This is a genomic window from Peptococcaceae bacterium 1198_IL3148 (assembly GCA_036763105.1).
GTDB lineage: Bacteria > Bacillota > Desulfotomaculia > Desulfotomaculales > Desulfohalotomaculaceae > JBAIYS01.
Genome location: JBAIYS010000011.1, coordinates 80,806 through 104,425, shown reverse-complemented (window position 1 = coordinate 104,425; position 23,620 = coordinate 80,806). Strand labels below are relative to the sequence as shown.

Genomic DNA, 23,620 nt, shown 5'->3' with positions numbered 1-23,620 from the left:
CAGCTATCTGATTGATTTTATTAATGGTGTTGGTTACCGATTGATTGCCCGCTTGGGCAATCTGTACTACTTTTTCGCTTTCCTCAGCCGCACTATTGGCATTGTCAGCGCTTTGGGTTGACATGGCGGATACTTCAACGGTGGTGCTGGCCACTTCTTCGGTGGTGGCACTTACTTCTTCACTGGACGCTGCCAATTGTTGACTGTGGGCCGCTAACCGGTGGGCATTTTCGGAGATGTCCTGAATTAATGCTTTTAAACTGTCAGCCATATGATTTAATGCCGTTGCCAATTCACCCAGTTCATCTTGGCTTTTAACCTCAATATTGTTGGTGAAATTGCCGGTGGCAAATTCTTTGGCTCCCGCCATCATGGTGACTATTGGTTTTTTTATATATTTATTAGAGTATAAAGTCAATAGTACCAGCGTCATTAGCATTAAGGAGCCGTTAATCATTAGTTGTTCTCTTTTTTCCGCCGCAACCATTGTTTCCAGATCATCTAAGTATATGCCTGTGCCCACAACCCAGTTCCAAGGCCCAAAGAGTTTTACATAACTGCCTTTGGGGGATGGTTCTTCTTCTCCCATTTTGGGAAACCAATAGTCATAGTAAAAACCATCCTTGGGGTTACCGATGGCTCCGGCCACCATTTCTTTTATCATATACTTACCATTGGTATCGGTTTCGTTCATGCGGCTTTTACCTTCGGTTTCCGGATCTGATGGCATTAACACGTTAATTACATCGGTGGTGTCTATCCAATAATAATTATCCCCATCGTAACGCATCACTCTAATGGCTTCCCGGGCCATTTGTTGGGCTTGTTCGGTGGTTAACCGGCCTTCGGTCTCCAAGCCATGGTAGTAATTGAGCATTGAAGTGACGGTTTCTACCTTTTCCCGCATGTTTACTTGTTTTTCTTGGTAGATGGTTTTTTCAAACTTTGGCAATGTATACAGTGTCAATACCAATGTATTAATTATTAGCACCGCTATAAAGCAGGCAATGATTTTTTGACCAATGTTAAATTTCAACAATATCTTCCCCTTTCCTACAATATACGACGTCGCGATAAAATATTATCACAATTTTCTAATAAATTAAGTATGACAACTGACAATTTATAATAATTTTTAGAAAAGTTTGGTTAATTTTAATACATAATATTTATCGCCTTTGCTATAAAAAAGTAAGGGGCGGTTGTTAATGGATACCAGGCGGCACTTTAGTGTATTAAAATTTAGGCAGAACGCATACCAATATTTTCCATATAATATTAAAAATGAAAGGAGGAATTATTTAGTGAATACATCTCAGGACTTTATTAACGAATCACTGCGGCAAAATCAGTTTTGGCTGCGCATTATGCAAGAGCATGCTTTGTTTATCAGGCTAGGTCTGCCCTGTGATGCCACTGAATTAATTGCACGGGCCAAAAAACTGGAAGATTTATTTAGTGAGTTGAGAGAACTTGCTGACGAAGCACCGCGCCAGGCCAAAGCAGTGGCTAAATTAAATCAAGTGGTTATCGAAGCCTTGGATAAAATTATTGAGTACAAAAGCGATGTGCTGGGGTTGCTAGTGCGGTGTAAACTGGGTGGTTTTAATTATCAATTGTTAATTGATCATATCCGCAGAGAAGCAATTAGATTTCGTACCATTCTGCTGCGGCTACAAAATGGCATTAAACTGCCCATAGCCGAAGAATTACTGCAAGAAGATGTCTTTTGGCTGCGCATCATGGGTGACCACGCTAGATTTATCGCTCATTTACTGGATCCTTCCGAAAGAAACCTGGTGGAACAAGCCAAGGATTTTGCCAAACGTTTTGAAACATTGCGCCTACAGGCCGGTGATTTAGAGTCTATGGTGGTGCCTCGTTCCTTTGAAAACTACTTACTACCTGAAAAATTACTAGAACGCAAATCCCTCCCCTGTGCCTTCGGAGATGGGTTACCTAATGCTTTCCTCATCCCCAGGCTGGAAAGATTTAACCAAGAGGCCATTGCTGCCACAGAAGATATCCGCAATTTTAAAGCCACTGCACGGGAATTAATTGACAATTGTACTGCCCTCAGTGTCATTGATCCATTATTGGCCGATCACGTGCTTCGCGAAGCCATGATGGCTCTTGAAGATCTAGGTATTATAGATAAAGATCTACCCATCATCGATTGCTAACATATAAGGCACGCATATCTAATGTGCGTGCCTTCATTGTACCCTTCTTATATTTCAAATGATACTGGCTCACTGGTAAAGGAAGAAATGGTGGCCGTTGCTTTGTCAAAGTATAGTACTTCAAAAATGCCGTCATCTAAGTTATACATATTTTTTAATGATGGAGTAGCTAGTTTATGAAGGTTATAGGCATTTCCCCAAGATTGTGAGCGGGCCTTTGAATTTGGCGCCCAATTGGCCACCAAATAATCTCGCTGTCACGGGGACAGTCCCCGTGACAATTTTTTAAGCCCGCAGCCATTTCCAAATTTCCTGCGGGGTGGCATTTTTACCGTACATCAAAATACCGGTCTTAAATATTTTACCGGCCAGTTTCATAAAGAACCAAATACTAACCAGTAAGATTGCCAAGGCAATGATGATTTCCACCCAGGGCCATTCTTCCAGTAAGGACAGGCGCAACAGTAACACACCGGGAGTGGAGAAGGGAATGAAGGTGCCAATTTTGGCAACGAGCCCGCTGGGATCATTAACCACTGGGCCAATAAACACTACGGGCAAGAATGGCAACATCATCACCAGACCTTGGAAGTTGCCCGCCGATGTCATATCCTCCATGGTGGCTCCAATGCCCACAAACAAAGCTGCAAATAGCAAATACCCCAAAATGGCGATAATAAGGTACAAAATAACTTTCGGCACCAGTAGGTATTCTACAATGTTCAGATCTAATTTCCAGAGAATGAAGGGAATGGCAAACCCCAGCATAACCAGCGACTGAATCATTCCCAGAATAAAATAGCCAATAATTTTGCCTTGCATTAACTCCCCCGGCGTCAGTGATGATAAAATAATTTCCGCCACTTTATCCTTCTTTTCCTGGGAGGCACTTTGGAAGATATACATGCCGGAAAAGATGATGGAAAGTAAAATAATTCCGGCAAAGGCCCCTGGTACAATGCGTTCCAGGGCATCTGCCCCCAAGCCCCTTTCATCGTCGGTAGCTGCTATTTCTTTAAAGACAACCCCTTTAGAAATCACAGCCAATTGCTCATCAGAGAGCCCCAGTTGTTTCATCTGCAAGGTTTTAATGGGCCCCTGCAACACTTGAATCTGATTCATAAAGGCCGAATTAATTTCTTCACTGGTATAAACGGGTATTACACCCTCATTTAACGCCCGCTTGTCCAGAAAAATATAGGCGGTGTTTTCCTTAGTTTTTAGTTCGGTCTTGACCTGTTGTTCACTGATGGCGGTGGTCTGCATTTGCCAGTTCAGCTCAGATTGTACTGCTATTTGCTTTAGTGTATCAAAAACGCCTAGGTTATCCCGAACAAAAACCCGAGTGGTATTTTCCTCATCAGAGCCACCAAAAGCGTTACCCAGCAGCGCGAAAGCCAGAAACAAAGCCGGCGTTAAGAATAACCCGATGAGGAAAGATTTATTTTTTAAATTCCGTCTGATCTCCCATTTGGCAACCTTCCAAGCATTACGCATTAGCCACACCTTCTTTCGGCAATGGATTTTTACCCGTGGCGATATCAATAAAGATTTCGTGTAGCGAGATACGGTCAATGGATAACTCCTTGACCTCCAGATCTGCCGGCAAATGTTTTAACCAGCTGACAACCTGAACATCTTTAGTCAGATATAAAATGGAGGTTTCTTCTTGTTGTTCCACCCGCTGCACGTTGGGCAATCCGGCCAACACACCGCGGTGGTTTTTCCCCTTGATGGTACATTTAAAGTTGGCGTATTGGCGTTTAACATCGTCCACATTGCCGTAAATCACTTTCCGCCCACCATTAATTAAAAACAGCCGGTCACACATTTCCTCCACTAAATTCATCTGATGGGAAGATAGTAAAATAGCAGTTCCTCGCGACGCCAGGTTTCTGATTTCTTCCTTAAATAGCTCCTGACTGACGGGATCAAGGCCGGAAAAGGGCTCATCCAATATCAATAGTTCGGGCTGATGAATGATAGAAGCAATAAATTGCACCTTTTGCCCCATCCCTTTGGAAAGCTCTTCAATGGATGCATTTTCTTTGCCAGCCAAGCCAAATTGTTTTAAATAAGCCAGGGCGCGTTCTTTAGCTTTATTAAGGGGATAATCTTTCAATCCCGCAAAATAAAGCAATATGTCCATGATTTTAACATTCTTATATAATCCCCGTTCTTCTGGCAGATAACCGATTTTGTTGCGCGGGATATCCGCATGATTTTGAAACTCAATGGTTCCTGCATCGGGATACATAATGCCCATGATGTTGCGAATAGTGGTTGATTTACCGGCACCATTGGGGCCGAGAATAGCCATAATTTCCCCTTTGCGCACTTCAAATGATATATCGTGGAGTATTTGCTTGTTTTTAAAGGACTTCCGTAGTTTGTCTACCTTCAGCACCGTTTGCATTTTTTACTTTTTGCGCCCCCAATCTCTGCAAATATTATTTATTTTTCCCCAAGAATATAGGTGGTATGTCTATTATTAGGGCCTGAGGATAGAAAGCTCTGCTAAATTGTTGACAATTTTCGCTCCTGGGGGCAAAGCTGATAACACCGCCTGTTCCCAGGGCTTGCCTTCTATCGCCTCCATAATGGCGATGGCACCTCTGTCCTCTCTGGTGCGAATCAGTCGGCCACAGCCCTGCTTTAACGTCAAGGTCATTTTAGGAATATCCACCGTAATAAAGGGGTCCAACCCTTGCTCTTGGGCTGCACGCCGCTGGTCTTCAAGTAGCGGCTCCTGGGCCGGAAAGGGCAACCGCCAGACCACCAACAGCTTCAATGCTTCGCCAGGCACATCAATGCCCTCCCAAAACCCCGAACCAACCAGTACCGACGATATTTCTTCCCGAAACCTGCGGATCAGATATCCCCGCTCCCCACTATCTTCCCAAAGAAATTGGTAGGGCAACTGGTAACGTTTTAGCCCGTTGCGAATTTTGGGCACATCAGACGGCGCGTTGGTCAGCACCAGCGCCCGCCCATGGGATAACTTCAATAAAGACACTAAACTTATTAGCGCCTCGTTAAGCCAATTTTCTTGGTCACTGTCAAGAGTATCTTCAGGCAAATAGACCACCGCCTGCTGCTGATAATCGAAGGGACTGTTCACCGAGGAACTGGAAAAATCCTGCAAACCCAAGGTGCGGGCAAGGTAGCTGAAATCACCGCCAGTGCTCAAAGTGGCCGAAGAAAACACCACCGGCAGTTTCTTTTTAAATAGGTGTTTATTTAACATGCCGTCTATGTTACGGGGCACCACCCAAAAACTCTGCTCTGCCCGTTCAGCCCAAACAATAACCCCTTGCTCATGATGGCGACAAAACCGATCCAGCGCCACCATCGCCCGCTCCGCTATATACTCAAATAGTTGCAATTGCGTTGCAGATAAAGATTCGATGTGCAGGTTCTGCTCGTTCTGCAATTCAAACTCAAACTGACCCAACGTGCGCCGTAGCACGTCTGCCGCTTTCAGCAGTTGTTCATTGATCTGCACAGTCAGCCGCTGGCTGCGCTCATCTCCCTGGGCAGACTGATACAAAAGGTTGAAAAAACGCACGTTGGCCTCATCCATGGCCAGAGCGGTGGAAAGCAGTGCTGCTCTGGCGCCCTGCACCCGCTCGATGGTGGACAGTATATTGGCAATGTCCTCCTTAACCACCTGACCACCGGCCCGTAGTGCCGCTGGCAGCAGCACTTTGTGCCCTTCATCAAAGACCACCAGCGAGTAATCCGGCAACAAGGGTAGTTTACCATCCAGCAAACGCTCCTCCCGGGTCCACAAATCATCAAAGAAGGTGCCGTGGTCACATACAATTAAGTCCCGAGCCGACCGATAATGCTCCCTTACTTTTACCAACTTACAGAACCCCCGGTTGCGACAATTGTCGCAGACCATGGCCTCATCCCAAGCCACCTGTGCCCAAACCCGATCCGGCACATTGGGTATCTCGGAGCGCTCACCCCGGCGGGTTTTGGCTGCCCAGTCCAGTAGATCGGTAAGATCTGCCCCAGGTTCATCTAACGAGTAGTCAAATCTTTCTAGTTTTAAATCACAAACATACTGTCGGGGCTCCTTGGCCATGCGTACGTCGATATTCAACCCCAACAGCGAGGACAGCTTTTGAATATCTCCTTCGGGTCCGGCCAGTTGTTCCTGCAGCGCTGTGGAAGCACATGCGATCAGTGCTGGTTTCTTCTTGTACCGGGCATAGGCAATGGCCGACAATAAATAAGCAAAGGTTTTGCCGGTACCCACCCCCGCTTCGGCCAAATGCACCCGGCCCTTGGCCACGTCATCGGCTATCTGAAAGGCGGTATAGATTTGTTCATCCCGAATTTCATAACCGTGCTGCGGTAAAATATCATAAAAGACATCCCCGATCCAATTGTTAAGCTTGGCCGAAAAGTCTTGTTGTTTACTACTCATTTGTATCCCCCGTTTTTTCAGCATTTTACATAGTTTTAAGCATATGGTTAGTTTAACCACAAATCCCACCATTAGACAAGATATCATGGCGGAATTAAAACTAAACTTTTAAGGTATTACTAACTCCAGAGGTGATGCTTAATGGCAAAAGAGCAAGAGAAAGAGCAACTTTATATTCCTAAATCCGATGTGCAAGCCGGCCCTGGTCTGGTGCCACTGGATGAAGCGTTAATCGAACAACAGAACCCGCTGCAAGCTTTTAATGTGGAAGATTAACAAAATGTAATCAATAGGGAACATAGACCCTGTTAAAATTAGTAAGGCTAAAAATGGCTAAACCCTGCGGTTGTGTACGCAGGGTTTAATCTTCTAAGATGCATAGACAATGGGTGGTGGGGTTTCTAAAAATTCTAGGTCGGTGTTATTGTCCACTTCCCACCGCAATGACCACTCATTGCGGAATAACGCCAAGTATTGCTGGTGGTCATTCTTCACCACCATTACATCCGATTGATTTAATTTGTTAATGGCTTCGGGTTTGCCCTGAACCCACCGAGACACCGAATAGGGCAAATAATTGATGGTTACATCCACCCCATATTCGGCGGTTAAGCGATGTAACAACACTTCAAATTGCAGTGTGCCCACCGCCCCCACAATGGGTGCCTCTATGCCGATATTCAACTCACTATATTTTTGAACCGCACCTTCCTGGGTCAATTGGTTAACACCTTTAACAAACTGTTTGCGCTTCATGGCATCCTTTAGTTGTATCCGGGCAAAATGCTCCGGTAAAAAAGTAGGTATTGGTTCAAACTCAAAATTACTCTTCTCGGTCAAAGTGTCACCTATGCTAAAAATACCGGTGTCGGTGATACCAATAATATCTCCCGGGTAGGCTTGGTCTAAGGTTTCGCTGTCCTGGCCAAACAGTTGTTTAGATTGGGCCAGCCTCACCTTTTTGCCGCTGGGCACATGCTTCACCACCATGCCCCGATTAAAAACACCGGAACATATTTTTATAAAGGCAATCCGATCCCGATGGGCCGGGTTCATGTTGGCTTGAATTTTAAAGACAAAGCCAGTAAACTCCTGGTTTTGTGGCTGTAACTTACCCCCAGAGGTCTGCCTATCATGGGGTGCCGGCGCCAAATTGATAAAGGAATCCAAAAAGTTGCTAACACCAAAATTAGTGAGGGCGCTGCCAAAGTAGATTGGTGTTTGTTGCCCACTGGCCACCAACTGGGGGTCAAACTGATCGCCAGCAATGCTCAAAAGGCCAATGTCCTCCTCCAATTGGGCCAAAAGTTGTTCATCAATATTGGCGGTAAAATTTGGGTCCCTTAGGTCACCACTTTTGGTGGGCACAATGGTTTTGCCCCTACTGGCGTCGTCAAAAAGGATAATTCGCTCCGACAGGCGATCATAAATACCTTTAAAGTCCTTACCCAATCCCACCGGCCAATTCATGGGGTATGAGCGGATACCCAACAACTTTTCCAACTCATCAATTAAATCCAGCGGCATTCTACCCTCCCGATCTAGCTTATTAATGAAGGTAAAGATAGGAATGCCTTTATCCCGACATACTTTAAAGAGTTTTTTAGTTTGTTCTTCCACCCCTTTGGCGGCATCGATTAGCATCACAGCACTGTCGGCGGCCATTAAGGTTCTGTAGGTATCTTCGCAGAAATCTTGGTGACCGGGGGTGTCCAGGATGTTAATTTTGTGACCGTTATATTCAAACTGCAGCGCACTGCTGGTGATGGAAATACCCCGTTGTTTCTCTATTTCCATCCAGTCGGATACCGCATACTGTTTAGACTTGCGGGATTTAACAGTACCGGCTAACCTTAGTGCCCCACCGTACAGCAACAGCTTTTCCGTCAAAGTGGTTTTACCAGCATCTGGGTGGGAAATAATGGCAAAGGTGCGACGCCTACCTATTTCCCAATTAATTTGGTCATTCATTTATTTAAGCCTCCGCTAAAACAAATTAAACAACCGGCTTCCCTTGAGAAACTGGTTGTTGATTAATCCATTCATAATAAAATAGAAAAAACAATAACTCCCTGGAAAAAGGAGTTATTAGGTCATGCACTATTAAGCTCCATTTGGATTATATATTAAAACGGCACCATTGATCAATAGCAATCTTGCTATTGATCAATGGTGTCTAGCTTTCCAGCATCGTCAAGCTCTTTTAAATCAGAAAAACCACCGATGAATCTACCATTAATAAAGACAAAGGGCACCGTCATTTGACCAGTCTGCTGATATAATTCCGCCTTCTTTTCATCATTATTATCAAGGTTATGCTCAGTATAAGGAATGTTTCTCATTTCTAATAAAACTTTAGCCCGCTGGCAATAGGGACAGTTACTCCAAGTATATAGCTCCGCTTTAACCATTTTATAAAACCCTCCATTTCCAATTTATCGATATCAATATATTTATTAACCTAAATCAAACAAATTATTTGCGTCTTACATATTCTTCTTAAACAAGAAAATTCCTGCTGCTGGGCTATTTCCAAAAGCTGTTCTTGACAATTTCATGGGATAAATACTATTATGAAATTAATATATTAGCTAAAATGTTCTCTGACATCATGTGTACTAAGGATTTCGGCTTTGTTCGTAATCCTTATTTATTTTGGTTTCTTAAAGGTAATTAATGTAATTTTAAATAAGTCCAATGAGAGGAGAACAACATGGAGTTTTTAAGAGAGCTGATGCGGGAAGAGGGCATAAAAAAACTCTTTGCCACAGCCATCCTGTTTGGATTGTTGTACAGCATGAAAAGTCTTTTTGATTTGCTGTTACTGACCTTTATCTTTACATTTTTGTTTTCTAATATGCAAAGGTTTATTTGGAAACACATCCACAAAGTGTTCCCCATCAAAGGGGAACTGGTAACAATTTTTTTGTATCTTTTTGTTACCGCTGGGTTGATGATTGCCCTGGTCAAATATATTCCCCTTTTACTTAAACAGTTAACGGCCATTGGCGCCCAGGTAACATCCTTTAGCTTTAAGGAATATTCCGAAACCTTAGATCCCCGGCTGTTCGCTTTAATACAAGAGATAAATATTGAAGAATACATTCATATGGCCGAAGAGGCCATCATGGGGCTGATTACCAACACCGGAGAATTTGGTATGTATGTTATTTTGGCCTTTCTGTTCAGCCTCTTCTTTAACTTGGAAAAGGGCAGAATTGCCAAGCTTTGTCAAAAGCTAGAGAATAGTAAAGTTGCCTATTTTTACACCTATTACGCCTTCATTGGAAAAAAATTTATTAATTCCTTTGGTAAGGTGCTGCAAGTACAAATTTTAATTGCCTTTATTAACGCCATTCTTTCGGTAGTTATTTTGGCCTTCATCGGATTTACACAATATGTGGGCTTGGGCTTTATGATCTTTGTATTGGGACTTATTCCGGTGGCGGGAGTGGTGATTTCCTTTATTCCCCTGTCCATCATTGCCTTTACCATGGGCGGTATTAGCAAAGTCGTTGCGGTAATTGTAATGATTTTACTGCTGCACGGATTAGAAAGTTATTTCCTCAATCCAAAACTAATGTCTGTCCGCACCAAACTGCCGATATTCTTTACCTTTCTGGCGCTGGTCATCGGCGAGCATTTCTTTGGCATGTGGGGCCTGCTGATGGGTCTGCCATTGTTTATGTTTCTATTGGACGTTGCCGGCGTAAAGTTAGATGAAAAAAACTAAATTTAATCCAATTGCTTTAGATAATTTACGGGCGGGGCTTAAAACCCTGCCCGTTCTTACTATGACTAGCAAAAATCACCTGTCTATTAAAAGGGAGTAAAGATAAATAAATAAAAATTGGCATTTTGGTATTGACAATGATAATCAGTATCATTATTATATGATAGTAGCTGGTAAATTTCCAAATCATTACGTCACGTTATTGATAATGATTATTATTATTAATATATTCCAAAAGATAGACCATATAAAGGGAACTATTTCTTCATTACAATCAGCATTAGAAGTTTCTAAAAAAAAAAGGGGGGCAAAAGATGCTCACGTTAAAGGATGTTAAACCCGGCCAAACAGCAGTGGTTGAAGGCGTAAAGGTAACCGGCCAGGCCAGGGGACGGTTTATGGCTATGGGCATTATTAAGGGCAGTAAAATAACAGTGCTAAAGGTTGCACCTTTAGGTGACCCCATTGAGGTGTTAGTAAAATCCTATAATTTGTCCTTTCGTAAGGCGGAAGCAGAGCAAATTATTGTAACTTTGTCCTGAAGGAGGTTTTAGATATGTCAGTTATAACTGTAGCCTTAACTGGTAATCCCAACACAGGCAAATCCACCATTTTTAACGCTCTGACCGGAGCTAGACAACACATTGGCAACTGGCCTGGGGTAACTGTAGATAAAAAAGTTGGTCATATGACCAAGGGAAGTCAACAAATTACCGTTATTGATTTACCTGGTACATATAGTTTAAGTGCCTACTCTATCGAAGAAAAAATAGTTAAGGATTATCTGGTAAAGGAAAAACCCGACATGGTTGTCAATGTGGTGGATGCGTCTAATTTGGAACGAAATCTGTATCTGACGGTTCAATTGTTGGAATTAGGCATCCCCGCTGTGGTCAACCTAAACATGATGGATGAGGCCAAAGCCAAAGGACATCATATTAACCTAGATGTTCTAAGAAAAAATTTAGGTGTACCGGTAATTTCATCGGTGGCCACCAGTAAAAAAGGCTTACATCAATTAATTAATTCAATAGATCACCATGTGGTAAATAAACAAATTAAAAGCCCGCTATTGGTAGAGCATTTAAGCAACATCGAGGCCATTAAAAACTCCAATAAGGATCACGACACCATTGAAGAAGAAATTATTGAATCTAGGTATAATTTTATTAATAAAGTTTTGTCAGACGCTTTAGTTATCCAGCAGGGAGTAACATCCTGGCAGGATAAGTTGGATAATATAATCACCCACCGTTTATTAGGTTTTCCGATCTTTATCGCGGTACTGTATGCCATATTTGAAATAACCTTTACCTGGGTGGGGCAGCCAATTTCAGATTTTCTGGATGGATTTATCGGCGGCACGCTAACCGATTGGACGGCTGGAGCTTTGCTGGCGGCTGGCGCCGCGGAGTGGTTACAATCACTGGTTATTGATGGCATCATTGCCGGTGTTGGCGCGGTACTGGTTTTTGTCCCACTAATTTTTACTCTTTTTCTGTTAATTAGTTTTCTTGACGGCACCGGCTATATGGCCAGAGTGGCTTTTATTATGGACCGTGCCATGCGGCGTATCGGGTTGTCAGGTAAATCTATTTTGCCAATGCTGGTTGGCTTTGGTTGCACCGTTCCGGCGATTATGGGTGCCAGGGCTTTGGATTCAGAGCGAGATCGTAAAATCACCATTTTAATTGCCCCCTTCATGTCTTGCGGGGCCAGACTGCCGGTATATGCACTGTTTGCAGTTTTGTTCTTCCCGGGTCAAGAAAGCAAGGTTATTCTGTCCCTTTATCTGCTGGGTATTGTAATAGCCATTGCCATGGGTCTGATTTTTAAATCAACTATTTTAAAGGGAGAATCCGAACCATTCTTAATGGAGCTGCCTCCCTATAGAATACCAACCCTAAGAACGGTGCTCATTCAAACTTGGGAAAAGGGCAAAGGGTTCTTGGTTAAAGCGGGTACAATCATCTTCAGTATGTCTGTGGTCATTTGGCTACTCAGTAGCTATAATTTCTCCGGCCCAGCCGAAATAAACGAAAGTATATTGGCCACCATTGGTAAAATTATTGGCCCTATCTTTACCTTACATGGTTTTGGCAGCTGGGAGGCTGGCGTTGCGGTAATTACCGGTATATTGGCCAAAGAAGCAGTTGTATCAACCTTGGGAGTTCTATACGGTGTGGCAGAAGTAGCTGAAGAGGCTGTTGTTGCAGCCACTCAGTTACAGGGAACCATCGGTGCCACTTTCACCAGCCTTTCAGCCTATGCTTTCATGGTGTTCGTACTTTTATATACACCTTGCATGGCGGTTATTGGTACCTTTAAAAAAGAACTGGGCTCTTGGAAGTGGACTATATTTGCCGCAGCCTATCCCTTTGTGCTGGCTTGGCTCATCTCTTTAATCATCTATCAAGGCGGGTTACTGCTTGGCTTTGGCAGTTAATTACCCAGAAGGGAGGCTATTATGAATGGTCTGGTGGGTTTGTTATTTACAGCGGTTCTAGTCATAGCTATCGGTTATTGGACTATCAAAGGATTCCGCAAAGAAGTGCAGCATATTAAAGATGGTTGTTGCGGTTCAGCAGATTGTGACTGCAGCAGTGCATGCGGATCTAGTTGTGGTTGTGGTTTAAGTGAAAAACTAGATAATCAACGAGAAAAGGTGTAACAATATACAGGATTTCATTACTATATAATTATAACAGGCAAATATGACCAGGAAAGGTGATTTATATGGTTAAACCTTTATCCAGTGTTAAGCAAGGCAGAGTTGTTTATATACAAGATATTGCAGGCTGTCCCAAAAGAAAGCTACATCTTGAAGAAATGGGATTTACATCTGGTTGTCCGGTAGAAGTCTGCAAATGTCATTGCAATGGCCCCCTTGTTGTGGCTGTTCGGGGGAGCAAGATTATGTTAGGTCAGGAAATGGCCCAACAAATTATGGTTAGATAGAAACCACAAATTAGCGCAAAAATAAAAAGCAATTCTAAGATGGCTGTCCTAAAGTATAAATGGGGCAGCCTGTTTCTATATATTGACACATGGGGGTGAACTCCCTGTACCCAGGCATTGCAGCACAACAATCCAATTTAAGAATAATTAAAAAACTTAATGAAAAAACCTATGTAAAGTACTATAATAGATAATACGTTCTTAGAATTTTATTACGGATGGAGATATAGATGCAGAAGCAAGAATTAAAACAAGGAATTCATGACGCCATTCCCATCATTTTGGGTTATTTACCGTTGGGGGTTGCCTTTGGGGTGCTGGCAAATGACGTAGGCATGTCAATTATTCAGGCCACAATGATGTCGGTGCTGTGTTTTACCGGAGCAGGGCAATATATCGCCCTGGGGGTAATGCAAGTGGGGGGAGCGGTGTTCACCATTATTGTGGCCAATGCCCTGGTGAACTTAAGATACTTATTATTTGCCACTTCCACCGTGCCTTACCTAAAGGGACAGGTACCCACCGCCATTGGCAGCCTGCTTTCCTACGGATTAACCGATGAAACCTATGCGGTGGCCATGAACCGCTACCGGAATCATCCGCCAACCACCTACTACATAGCGGGCCTTAATCTAAGCGCGCACCTGGGCTGGATCACCAGCACATTACTGGGTGCCATACTGGGTAGCTTTATTGGCAACACCGATCGTTTCGGTCTTGACTTTACTTTGCCGGCGATGTATATCTGTTTGCTGGTCTTTATGGTCAAACGTAAGTCCGACGTCATTGTGGCTATATCGGCAGCGGTGCTTTGTTTAATAATTGGTTATTTAGCTCCGGCCACCATGGGCAATATGTTTAATATCATTATCGCCACAGTCATTGCGGCCAGTTTGGGGGTGTTTATCGGTGAGCGACAGTAGTATTTGGCTGATGATTATCGGCGTTTCGTTGGTGTCTCTGCTGCCAAGGATACTGCCAGTAGCACTGTTTTCTCGCTACGAATTTCCAGAACCACTAAAGCGGTGGTTATCCTATGTGGCCCCGGCTGTTTTAGGCGGTTTAACTGCCATCAGTGTATTGGCGCCGGAAGGAACCATTGACATCAGCATACATAACAAGTATATTTGGGCCTTTATACCGACACTACTGGTGGCCATTAAGACCAAAAGTCTTTTTTATAGTTTACTGGTGGGCATCATCTCGATGGCGCTACTATATAATTTTATGTAAATTGCGGCGGTTAAATAAATGCTTTGCGATATTCAGTAGGTAGACCATTTACCTCTGTGCTATTTTGGCAAGATTTTTATTTTTCAAACACCTACCATAAAACCTAAGTAAATAACAAAGCCACTCCCCCAAGGAGTGGCTCACAAATACTACTGTTCTTTTTCAAAGGCCAACAAGTAAATTTCCCTATTCCGATTTTGATTAATCTTGTTTTCAAACTGCTTGAGGCTATTTAATTCCGCTTCATTCAAAGGTACATACCCCATTTGTTCTAAAATAATCTGACCCATTGACATCCCTCCATTAGGCAATATTTTGCCCTTAAAACACAAAAGTATTAAGAAACTTTTTGAGGGTTTAAAACTTGCATTGTTTTCCAAGTAGTCCCTGCACTTTAGCCTTTTAACGCACAGTGGTTCGCAGTTGCTGCCACATTTCGTCGGAGACCACACCCAAGCGCCAAAGGGCAATTCCCTTTAAATGATGCTGTTTGGCCAAGCGGATTTTGCCCGGCAAGCTGGTTGCGGTTTCATTGGGCAACGAAACACCCAGCATCAGTTTATTTGCCGGCACCACCGCCCGAGCTTGTTCAATGGCCTGGCTTACCATAGATAACGGTTCTGGCTTACTACCATAATCATAGGCCATTACAATAATGGTGTCCGCCAATTGCCCCAGCCTTTGATAGTCATAACCTTGGTAGGCACTATTGGGAGCGTGAAGAGATAAAGCTAACTGCTTATTGCTTTGCTGTAATTCCTTAGCTAACCGGGCCACAAAATTGGTAAAGTCATCTCTAACCTTGGTTAATTGGGCACCGCTTTCACTGAGGCCTAAGCCTTCAAAGTCCAAATTTACACCCTGATAATGCACAGCCTCGGCGGCAATGGCCGCCACCGCTTGCTGACTAGCCTGGGGATTACTTAATAGGTTAGTTAACAAATTATCTTGATCCGTTACATGAACCACCATTTCGGTATCCAGTTGGTATCGGTCCGCCGCTATTAAAACCTGCTGGTAATCATCGGGCCTTTGCCAGCCGGTGCGACTTTGGGTTAACAGGTTACCCTGGCTGTCTAAACTATACCAACCCAGCGCCAATCTGTCCACAACGTCGGTGTTGCCGACGGCAACATTGGGGAAAGGTGTGCCAAACAAATCTGTCCAACTGCTGGTCTGTTGATCGCCCAGGGCATAGTAGCCTAAAATCGCCAATGGTTGAGCCGAAGAAACGATATTAATGGCGTTAGCCCCCTGCTGCCAATCCACCTGGCATTGGAAGGTTTCACTGAAAAACCGCAAGGGAATTAAGGTTCTCCCATTGATAACCTGTGGAGGTACATCCAATTCCACCTCACTGCCATTTTTCAAGGCGATTTTGTTGCCTATTTGCAAAGTGGTGACATTGGCCCCTGCGGTCGCTCGAATGGTTTTGCTGACACCGTCCCAGGTAACCTGTACCTGTAAAGCTTCGGCCAGCGCCCGGAAGGGCACCAAAGCGCGGCCATTTTGGACGGTGGGTTTGACGTCAAATTGTACCGGCAACCCGTCAACGGCAACGGTAATGTCTTTAGTTGCCTGGGCAAAGGTCGGCACTGCTAAGGCCAAGGTCAAAAGTAGCGACAATAATAATATACCAATTCGTTTCATTTGCTACCTCCTAAAATTCATTAACACACTGACAATTATTTCAACACCAAGCAGCAGTTCCCTGCATTAATTTCACTGCAATATCTGCCAAAGGGGGCTGTTGCAAAAAGCAAATAAGGGGTCGGTTTCCCAATCGCCCCTTTGCAAACCATTTAAATCTTAAATTGTTCCACCGCCGTTTGTAATCCGTTGGCAATTTCCGCCAGTTCTTGGGCCGCTGCAGTCATTTGCTGAATGGTGGAGGTCACTTGTTCGTTGCTGCTGGCCACCTGTTCCATACCGCCACTGGTTTGTTTAACGTCCTCGGCTATTTTTTCAATTAATTCGATGGTGTTGAAGATGGCCCCATTGATATCTTCCAGCGCTTGTCCAGATTTCTTAGCCAGTTGAACCCCCGCCTCAACTTCCACCACACTCTGCTCCATGGCCGAATGGGCCTTTTCTACCCCGGATTGCACCTGCTTGATCAGCACAGTGATTTCATCGGTGGCGTTGGCAGATTGTTCGGCCAACTTACGCACTTCCTCCGCTACCACGGCAAATCCTTTACCGGATTCGCCGGCTCTGGCCGCTTCTATGGCGGCATTCAAAGCCAAAAGGTTGGTTTGTTCGGCAATACCATTAATTACGGTGGTGATATTGCCAATTTTATTTGACAGTTCCCCTAAGTTCTTAACAGCAGTACCTACTTCTTTGGTATTACCTGCGATGGAATATATTTTTTCCACTGTTTGTTTTACGGTATCGTTACCATTCTGGGCAACCTGGGCTACATTTTGGGCTTCTGCTACCGCAGCCTGGGCATCTTGATAGTCTTTATCCGCAGTTGCTGCCACATCGCTGGTGGTGCTGGCCACTTCCTCCATGCTGGCACTGATTTCTTCACTGGAGGCGGCCAATTCTTCACTGTGGGCCGCCACCGATTGGGAGTTATCAATGACATCTTTAATCAGGGTACCCAGTTGTGCGGACATATTGTTTAAACAGGATGACAGTTCGCCAATTTCGTCTGCTGACTTAATATTTATCCGTTGACTAAAATCACCTTGGGCATAGTTATTAACACCTTCAACCAGTGATTTTAGCGGATAAATTATAATTCTTTTGGTAAAATACATTAAAATAAACGAACCGATAAGCAGCATCACAACACCCGCAACGACGGCCAAATTGCGCGCTGTATTGATTTGTGCGGTTAGCATTTCCTTTGGTGCACCGGCATATAGCATCCCTATGATGTTGCCATTGTTATCTTGTATCGGCTTGTAAGCCGTTTGATAGATTTGCCCCACCACATTGGCTTCTCCATAGAAGGGTTGACCGCCCTTTAAAACAGTGGTCGCCACCTCTGCGGATGCTTGGGTACCCACCGCCCTACTGCCATCTGGGTTTTTAACGTTGGTGGCAATGCGGGTATCATTCATGAAAATGGTTATCGTATCATTTGTTAACTGGCCCAGTTCATCAACTATGGCAAAATTGTCGTTCATCACGATGTCGCCTTTATATAATTTATCACCCTCCAGCTTCCATGGCCCGGGACACCACTGGTTAATCAGCGCTTCACTGGTGGCTAAATCACCTTTGGCCTTTTCTGTGGCCGAGTTGGCGGCTAAATCTTTGGCGGCTGTATAACTAACCACCTCCATCACCAAAATAACGGTGCACATAATGGCCAAGGATAACAAACCCAGCTTAAAGCTTAAAGATACCTTCTTTGTATCAGCCATATACCCCTCTCCTTTAAAATTAGTAATAATTGGTATTTAACATATTCAAAAACATTTTACATTTTCCTGCAATCTACGATTAAATTTTCATTTTTTTATTCTGGCATTCAATATAAAAATTTTAGTTCAAGACGGTTTTCGACATTTTTTCAGATATGGGTATGCTATAATTAACGCTGTGTTCGTTTATGGAAGTAGGTGACGAAGTGTGAAAGAATATGCTCAATTACTGATAAAAATTGAAAAAGTGCGCAGTAAGATGCACCGTTTAGCAACAGAGAAAGGGATTAATCATCAGCATGTCCTGCAGGTTAGTCAACAGTTGGACAACCTGTTGAATCAATATAACCAAATAAAATATCAAAGAGCATACAAACCTGATACCAAGGTTTTATATCCCTTCAAACTTAAAGAATCCACCGTTAGGTTTGGTTCCACCGACAATTGCCACTATTGCTACGCTAAAACTGTCAGAATGTAAAAAAATAAGCTGTCACCACTGGCACAAATCGCCAGTGGTGACAGCAATATTGGGCACCCTAAAATCTTAACTCAAAGCTGGCCTGCCCATTTCAACCAATACTTTGTTTCGACCTAGGAAAATTCCTAGCATAATAATCAGTAGTCCCGTTCCAATCAGCAGCCATTCTATTTTAATCACATCGGCAATGGGACCAAAAATAAGCATCCCAATGGGCATCATCGACGTGGAAATCATACCAAATACCCCAAATACTCTACCCAAATAGTTTTCTTCCACCTTCTCCTGCAATAAAACTGTACTGGGCGTACTAAATACTGGCGGAGCCAAAGAGCGATATTGTCTGGCTGCTTAAAAAGAGAATGATATTCTTCTTCCATTTTTCCATTAATTTATTCACAACCTTCTTTCATGCGAGTTTTTCTCCAAAATAATTTATTTATAATAATCTATTTAATGACAGCAAAAAAGAGGGTAGAACCGTCTACGTCCCCCCTCTTTTGTCATCGCCAAATGTAAGGTGGGTTTAATTATAACACAGCAGTTTTTTACATACAATCTAAACTGCCCCCGTTAAATTGAAAAAAGATTCCACCACTGTATTTATAATTTTCAGAACATATGTTAAACTAGTTAAGGTGTTTTGCATGTGACTTTTTTTACAATAACATTTTAAGGCGGGGAAATTCAATTATGGACAACGCATTAGAGAAAAAATATGGCCTTTTAACTGCTATAGCAATGGTTATTGGTATAGTAATCGGTAGCGGCGTATTTTTTAAAGCAGAGAAGATATTGGTGGCCACCGGTGGCAATCTTCCACAGGGCATTTTGGCTTGGTCCATAGGTGGCATCATCATGATTGTCTGTGCCTATGTTTTTGCAACCATGGCCACCAGATATGAAAAGGTAAATGGAATTGTGGACTATGCCGAAGCTACCCTAGGCCCCAAGTACGCCTATTTTATCGGTTGGTTTTTAGCTGCCATTTATTACCCGACTTTAACGTCGGTACTGGCATGGGTCACTGCCAGATACACCTGTGTTTTACTGGGCTGGGATATAGTAGGTGCTGAGGCAATGGCTTTGGCTGGTTTTTATTTGGTTTTAAGCTATGCCATGAACGCCCTTTCGCCAAAACTGGCCGGTCAATTTCAGGTGTCCACCACTGTAATCAAGCTTATTCCCCTTGGTTTGATGGCCATTATGGGTATCATCTTTGGTCTAAAAAGTGGCATTTTAGTCAGCAACTTCACCAGTGGCGTCATTGCCGATACCACCGCCAACCCACTTTTTACCGCAGTTGTGGCCACATCCTTTGCCTATGAAGGATGGATTATTGCCACCAGTATTAATGCTGAACTGAAAGATGCTAAGAAAAACCTCCCCCGGGCCCTTACCTTTGGCACAATGTTTATTGCTCTGATTTATATTCTTTACTATACCGGACTGGCCGGAGCGGTAGAAAACCACGTCATGATGCAAGGCGGCGAAACAGGGGCTAAATTTGCATTTTCCACGGTATTCTCTAACCTTGGCGGTACTGTGCTGTTTGTATTTGTGGTAATTTCTTGCATGGGAACATTAAATGGATTGATGATGGGTTGCACCCGGGGATTCTATGCTTTGGCCGCTAGAGACATGGGCCCTAGTCCAAAGGTTTTTAAGGGCATCGATCCCAACACTAATATGCCAACTAACTCGTCAATATTGGGGGTTCTGATAGCTGGGGCTTGGCTGTTATACTTTTTCGGTGCAAATTTGACCCCTGCCCCCTGGTTCGGTCCCTTTAGTTTTGATAGCTCCGAACTGCCCATCATTACCATCTATGCCATGTATATACCGATATTCATTATGATGATGGCCAAGGAACAAACACTGGGCACATTTAAGCGTTTCATCATGCCCTCTCTGGCCATCTGTGCCTGTGTTTTTATGGTGATTGCCGCATTTTATGCCCATGGTCAGGCGGTGCTGTTCTACCTGATTGTTTTCGGTGTGATTATGGCCACTGGACTGTTGGTTAACTTTAATAAAAAATAGTAATGTCACCCCCCAAGAGGATACCCAGGTATCCTCTTTTTTACAGACTTGTCACTGATGTTTATTTAATGTAATAACAGGGTACAGTGGTTACAGTTTCTACTACCAATTAAAAGGCTCTTTTGTTATAGTCTTATTGTACAACCTATAAAAGGGAAAAAAGAAAGGAGCGAGAAATTTGACGTTACGTTACAAAGCATTGGTCTCCGTTCTGGCTACCCTACTTGCTTTCGCGACGGTTCCGCTAATATCAGCAGAGGCCGCTGATAACGGAACAATAAGACAGCAGGTGCTATATCAATTTAATCCAACCAAACTGCAGGTGAATCAAACGGACTGGCAGCCAAATCCAGTGTGGTACAACAGCTATCGCAGTAACTTTGTGTACTGGCAACCAACCTATGGTGAGGAAGTTAACCAGCCGCAGACACAACAACCACAACCGGAGCAACCTGAAAGTAACACAAACACTGTTATAGACACAGGTACACCTACAACTACAAATACCAGCACTCCAGACAATCAAATAGCACAGCAACCAGTCCCAAAGGAAACCACCGATACTTCCAACAGTGCGTTTCAAAGCAAAGTAGTTGAACTGGTCAACCAAGAAAGGTCCAAAGCTGGTCTGCAACCCGGGGTTGTTAAAGCAGACTTAACCAATGTTGCTCAACTAAAGGCCGAAGATATGGCTAACAATAACTACTTTAGCCACACTTCACCCACCTATGGTTCCCCCTTTGATATGATGAAGCAATTTGGTATCAACTATAGCTATGCTGGTGAAAATATTGCTGTGGGTTACAGCACTCCCGAAAGTGTAATGGAGGGCTGGATGAATAGTGAAGGTCACAAAAAAAATATATTAAATCCTAACTTTACAGAAATTGGTGTTGGGTTCACCACAAATGGGTATTATTGGGTGCAAGAATTTGCAAAACGTTAATTAGTTAATAAAAAGAAAAATAGTCATACAAAAGAAGGGGATACAAAAACCCCTTCTTTTTGTCGTTATTGCAAGCAATTATAGCTGGCTTCTTACTCAACGTGTGCCGTTTCCCTTTGTTATTTAATTCCGGCCGCTCTTCAACATCAAGCTTTTTACTACATAATTAATAGTATTCTACTTCAAAAACATTATAAATAGGATACATTTGATTTTTCAATTTCTTTTTTAAAATTTTAAAACTTAGGTTGATTTAATAAGTTGATAAACCATTTATATAGTGTAAGGCAAATGAGTTGGCCAACGAAAAAAGTCTTACAAAATAATTTATATGGGGGGTTTTACAATATGGCTTGGGAGAAAATTCAAACAAAAACCGAAAGATTTTCAGCTTCTGAAATCGTAAGGTTGTACAATCAGCAAAATAGACCAACCATAGGTGACATTCTAGAGGGAATAGCTTTATGGGGCATATCCACATTTGCATTAAAGCTTATTATGCCTATGGGCTACGCAATAGCAGTTGGACTTGGTTTGAGCATTGGTCATAAAGGATGCTTTTAAAACTCTAAGTAAAAAGCAAAGAAATATTATTTTTAAAAAGTTTTTTTTAGATTATACAGATAATCAAATTGCCCAATCACTTGGTATTTCTAAGCAAGCTGTACATAAAACAAAAAAAGCTGCATTGAAATTAACTTAAAATTCAACTAATTATTGTTAACAGACATGATAAAATCCGCATAAACGGTCACGAAAAACCTGCACGAATGGCCATAAATAAAGGGAAATAAAACTCGCCCCCTCGAATATCTCATTTATCGGCAAATAACATGAGAGAGGGAGCGAGTACAGGGAGACGGTTCTTTTGAGTTGCCCCCACTAATTTTACCTTTTAATTCGACAAAAAGACACACCTCATAGGTGCTAAGAATTATTTTATTTAATAGCACTTGCCAATCCCTTCTATTAATTATATATTAGAATAATAGAATATAATTATGGATTTATTGAGGGGAGTTTTCTTTTAATGAAAGAACGGAATATTTTTTTATTGATGGTGGGTGTTTTTTTTGCCGCCTTTTATATCCCGCTGGATAACCCACGGGTTAGTGGAGCCATTTTAGAAGCCTTTTATATGTTGCAGGATTACGCCCAAAAGCATGTGCTCACCTGTCTGGTACCGGCCTTTTTTATTGCCGGTGGCATCTCGGTCTTTGTCTCCCAGGCTTCGGTACTCAAATACTTTGGTGCCCAAGCCAATAAAATATTGTCCTATGGTGTTGCCTCGGTTTCCGGCACGGTGTTGGCGGTTTGTTCTTGTACAGTATTACCGCTATTTGCCGGCATTTACACCCGGGGTGCTGGTATTGGCCCAGCCACTGCCTTTCTCTACTCCGGCCCGGCCATTAACATTTTGGCCATCATTTTAAGTGCCCGGGTGTTGGGGATGGATATCGGTATCGCCCGGGCGGTGGCAGCAATTGTCTTTGCCATTGTCATCGGCCTTTTAATGAACCTAATCTTCCTCAAGGAAGAAAAAGAAAAGGAAGCTGCTGCCCTGGCCATGCCACCGGCACCGGAGGATAATCGTTCCCTTTGGCAATATGCCGTTTATTTCGCGTCGATGGTATTTATTTTAATCTTTGCCGCCTGGGGCAAACCGCCGGAGCCAGTGGGCTTTTTCAACGCCATTTATGAAATTCACTGGTATTTAGCCATCTTCTTCTTGGCGGTGTTGGCGGTATTGTTAAAGTTCTGGTTTAATGGCAGCGAAATTAACCAATGGCTGGATTCCACCTGGGACTTTACCAAAAAGATCTTCCCGCTGCTACTGGGTGGGGTGTTGGTGGCGGGCTTTCTTATGGGACGCCCGGGCCTTGATGCCGGCATTATCCCCGAACACTATGTAGCCCAACTGGTGGGGGGCAACTCCCTGGGTGCCAACCTGTTGGCTTCGGTTTTAGGCACCTTTATGTACTTTGCCACATTAACGGAAATCCCCATTTTGCAGGGTCTGTTGGGCAGTGGCATGGGTAAAGGCCCGGCCCTGGCACTGCTGTTGGCTGGCCCGGCCCTCAGTTTACCCAGCATGATTGTCATTCATAAAATCATGGGCCCTAAAAAAACAGCAGTGTTTGTTTCTCTGGTTATTGTTATGTCCACCATAGCAGGCAAAATCTTCGGTACCTTTTGGGGCTAGACCAAACAGCAACGGCGTTACT

The 23,620-nt window shown here is 43.3% G+C and carries 24 protein-coding genes and 2 pseudogenes; 15 read left to right on the top strand and 11 right to left on the bottom strand.

Translation table 11 applies throughout. From position 1 onward, the window contains the following. The coding region (locus tag V6C27_11345; GenBank protein ID MEG6617011.1) for a methyl-accepting chemotaxis protein at positions 1 to 1,036 on the bottom strand (1,036 nt) is incomplete at its 3' end. 268 nt (positions 1,037 to 1,304) lie between these two features. On the opposite strand from V6C27_11345, the gene V6C27_11340 reads away from it, so the two are divergent. Continuing rightward, positions 1,305 to 2,183, top strand: coding sequence for a DUF2935 domain-containing protein (locus tag V6C27_11340; GenBank protein ID MEG6617010.1), 879 nt, complete (start codon positions 1,305 to 1,307; stop codon positions 2,181 to 2,183). Between the two features lie 47 nt (positions 2,184 to 2,230). On the opposite strand, the pseudogene V6C27_11335 reads toward V6C27_11340, so the two are convergent. The 4 genes and pseudogenes from V6C27_11335 to V6C27_11320 form a co-directional block, all read right to left on the bottom strand. Beyond that, a pseudogene (locus V6C27_11335) lies at positions 2,231 to 2,353 on the bottom strand (NimC/NimA family protein). 115 nt (positions 2,354 to 2,468) lie between these two features. After that, the gene (locus tag V6C27_11330; protein MEG6617009.1) at positions 2,469 to 3,680 is read right to left on the bottom strand and encodes an ABC transporter permease; all 1,212 of its coding nucleotides are present in this window, start codon (positions 3,678 to 3,680) and stop codon (positions 2,469 to 2,471) included. Then, entirely contained in the window at positions 3,673 to 4,590 is a 918-nt protein-coding gene (locus tag V6C27_11325; GenBank protein ID MEG6617008.1) for an ATP-binding cassette domain-containing protein, read from the bottom strand. Before V6C27_11325 ends, V6C27_11330 begins: the two co-directional genes overlap by 8 nt. Positions 4,591 to 4,674: 84 nt before the next feature. Beyond that, complete coding sequence (locus tag V6C27_11320; GenBank protein ID MEG6617007.1) at positions 4,675 to 6,621, bottom strand: ATP-dependent DNA helicase; 1,947 nt, start codon at positions 6,619 to 6,621, stop codon at positions 4,675 to 4,677. Positions 6,622 to 6,762: 141 nt separating this feature from the next. Here V6C27_11320 and V6C27_11315 point away from each other — a divergent pair, with 141 nt between their 5' ends. After that, positions 6,763 to 6,897 (top strand): hypothetical protein, encoded by a 135-nt coding sequence (locus V6C27_11315; GenBank protein ID MEG6617006.1) that lies wholly within the window; start codon positions 6,763 to 6,765, stop codon positions 6,895 to 6,897. A 93-nt stretch (positions 6,898 to 6,990) separates the two neighbouring features. Here V6C27_11315 and V6C27_11310 read toward each other — a convergent pair whose 3' ends face one another. Together V6C27_11310 and V6C27_11305 are read right to left on the bottom strand one after the other, a co-directional pair. Next, positions 6,991 to 8,592 (bottom strand): peptide chain release factor 3, encoded by a 1,602-nt coding sequence (locus V6C27_11310; GenBank protein MEG6617005.1) that lies wholly within the window; start codon positions 8,590 to 8,592, stop codon positions 6,991 to 6,993. A gap of 188 nt (positions 8,593 to 8,780) precedes the next feature. Then, positions 8,781 to 9,032, bottom strand: coding sequence for a glutaredoxin domain-containing protein (locus V6C27_11305; protein MEG6617004.1), 252 nt, complete (start codon positions 9,030 to 9,032; stop codon positions 8,781 to 8,783). 302 nt (positions 9,033 to 9,334) lie between these two features. Here V6C27_11305 and V6C27_11300 point away from each other — a divergent pair, with 302 nt between their 5' ends. From V6C27_11300 to V6C27_11265, 8 genes are all read left to right on the top strand, one after another. Next, positions 9,335 to 10,354: an AI-2E family transporter gene (locus tag V6C27_11300; protein ID MEG6617003.1), complete on the top strand. Its 1,020-nt coding sequence runs from the start codon at positions 9,335 to 9,337 to the stop codon at positions 10,352 to 10,354. A gap of 208 nt (positions 10,355 to 10,562) precedes the next feature. Then, a complete protein-coding gene (locus V6C27_11295) occupies positions 10,563 to 10,691 on the top strand; it encodes a hypothetical protein (protein ID MEG6617002.1) in 129 nt (42 codons plus the stop codon). After that, the gene (locus V6C27_11290; protein MEG6617001.1) at positions 10,669 to 10,896 is read left to right on the top strand and encodes a ferrous iron transport protein A; all 228 of its coding nucleotides are present in this window, start codon (positions 10,669 to 10,671) and stop codon (positions 10,894 to 10,896) included. Before V6C27_11295 ends, V6C27_11290 begins: the two co-directional genes overlap by 23 nt. Positions 10,897 to 10,910: 14 nt before the next feature. Next, positions 10,911 to 12,800 (top strand): ferrous iron transport protein B, encoded by a 1,890-nt coding sequence (gene feoB, locus V6C27_11285; GenBank protein MEG6617000.1) that lies wholly within the window; start codon positions 10,911 to 10,913, stop codon positions 12,798 to 12,800. A 21-nt stretch (positions 12,801 to 12,821) separates the two neighbouring features. Beyond that, the gene (locus V6C27_11280) at positions 12,822 to 13,025 is read left to right on the top strand and encodes a hypothetical protein (protein ID MEG6616999.1); all 204 of its coding nucleotides are present in this window, start codon (positions 12,822 to 12,824) and stop codon (positions 13,023 to 13,025) included. 65 nt (positions 13,026 to 13,090) lie between these two features. Beyond that, positions 13,091 to 13,312, top strand: a complete 222-nt coding sequence (locus V6C27_11275) for a FeoA family protein (protein ID MEG6616998.1) — start codon at positions 13,091 to 13,093, stop codon at positions 13,310 to 13,312. Between the two features lie 230 nt (positions 13,313 to 13,542). Beyond that, positions 13,543 to 14,235: an AzlC family ABC transporter permease gene (locus V6C27_11270; GenBank protein MEG6616997.1), complete on the top strand. Its 693-nt coding sequence runs from the start codon at positions 13,543 to 13,545 to the stop codon at positions 14,233 to 14,235. Then, positions 14,222 to 14,545, top strand: a complete 324-nt coding sequence (locus V6C27_11265; protein ID MEG6616996.1) for an AzlD domain-containing protein — start codon at positions 14,222 to 14,224, stop codon at positions 14,543 to 14,545. Before V6C27_11270 ends, V6C27_11265 begins: the two co-directional genes overlap by 14 nt. A gap of 149 nt (positions 14,546 to 14,694) precedes the next feature. Here the strand turns inward: V6C27_11265 and V6C27_11260 are convergent, their stop codons facing one another. From V6C27_11260 to V6C27_11250, 3 genes are all read right to left on the bottom strand, one after another. Continuing rightward, complete coding sequence (locus tag V6C27_11260) at positions 14,695 to 14,835, bottom strand: hypothetical protein (GenBank protein ID MEG6616995.1); 141 nt, start codon at positions 14,833 to 14,835, stop codon at positions 14,695 to 14,697. A gap of 112 nt (positions 14,836 to 14,947) precedes the next feature. Further along, complete coding sequence (locus V6C27_11255) at positions 14,948 to 16,195, bottom strand: stalk domain-containing protein (GenBank protein MEG6616994.1); 1,248 nt, start codon at positions 16,193 to 16,195, stop codon at positions 14,948 to 14,950. 152 nt (positions 16,196 to 16,347) lie between these two features. After that, the gene (locus V6C27_11250) at positions 16,348 to 17,925 is read right to left on the bottom strand and encodes a methyl-accepting chemotaxis protein (protein MEG6616993.1); all 1,578 of its coding nucleotides are present in this window, start codon (positions 17,923 to 17,925) and stop codon (positions 16,348 to 16,350) included. Between the two features lie 208 nt (positions 17,926 to 18,133). On the opposite strand from V6C27_11250, the gene V6C27_11245 reads away from it, so the two are divergent. Further along, entirely contained in the window at positions 18,134 to 18,406 is a 273-nt protein-coding gene (locus V6C27_11245; GenBank protein ID MEG6616992.1) for an aspartyl-phosphate phosphatase Spo0E family protein, read from the top strand. 66 nt (positions 18,407 to 18,472) lie between these two features. On the opposite strand, the pseudogene V6C27_11240 reads toward V6C27_11245, so the two are convergent. After that, a pseudogene (locus V6C27_11240) lies at positions 18,473 to 18,736 on the bottom strand (MFS transporter). Positions 18,737 to 19,099: 363 nt separating this feature from the next. Here V6C27_11240 and V6C27_11235 point away from each other — a divergent pair. The 4 genes from V6C27_11235 (at position 19,100) to V6C27_11220 (ending at position 23,598) form a co-directional block, all read left to right on the top strand. After that, on the top strand, positions 19,100 to 20,449 hold the full coding sequence (locus V6C27_11235) for an amino acid permease (protein MEG6616991.1): 1,350 nt from the start codon (positions 19,100 to 19,102) through the stop codon (positions 20,447 to 20,449). Positions 20,450 to 20,627: 178 nt separating this feature from the next. Beyond that, positions 20,628 to 21,395: a CAP domain-containing protein gene (locus V6C27_11230; protein MEG6616990.1), complete on the top strand. Its 768-nt coding sequence runs from the start codon at positions 20,628 to 20,630 to the stop codon at positions 21,393 to 21,395. Positions 21,396 to 21,743: 348 nt separating this feature from the next. After that, on the top strand, positions 21,744 to 21,959 hold the full coding sequence (locus V6C27_11225; protein MEG6616989.1) for a hypothetical protein: 216 nt from the start codon (positions 21,744 to 21,746) through the stop codon (positions 21,957 to 21,959). A 466-nt stretch (positions 21,960 to 22,425) separates the two neighbouring features. Further along, a complete protein-coding gene (locus tag V6C27_11220; GenBank protein MEG6616988.1) occupies positions 22,426 to 23,598 on the top strand; it encodes a permease in 1,173 nt (390 codons plus the stop codon). The last annotated feature ends 22 nt before the right edge of the window (positions 23,599 to 23,620 follow it).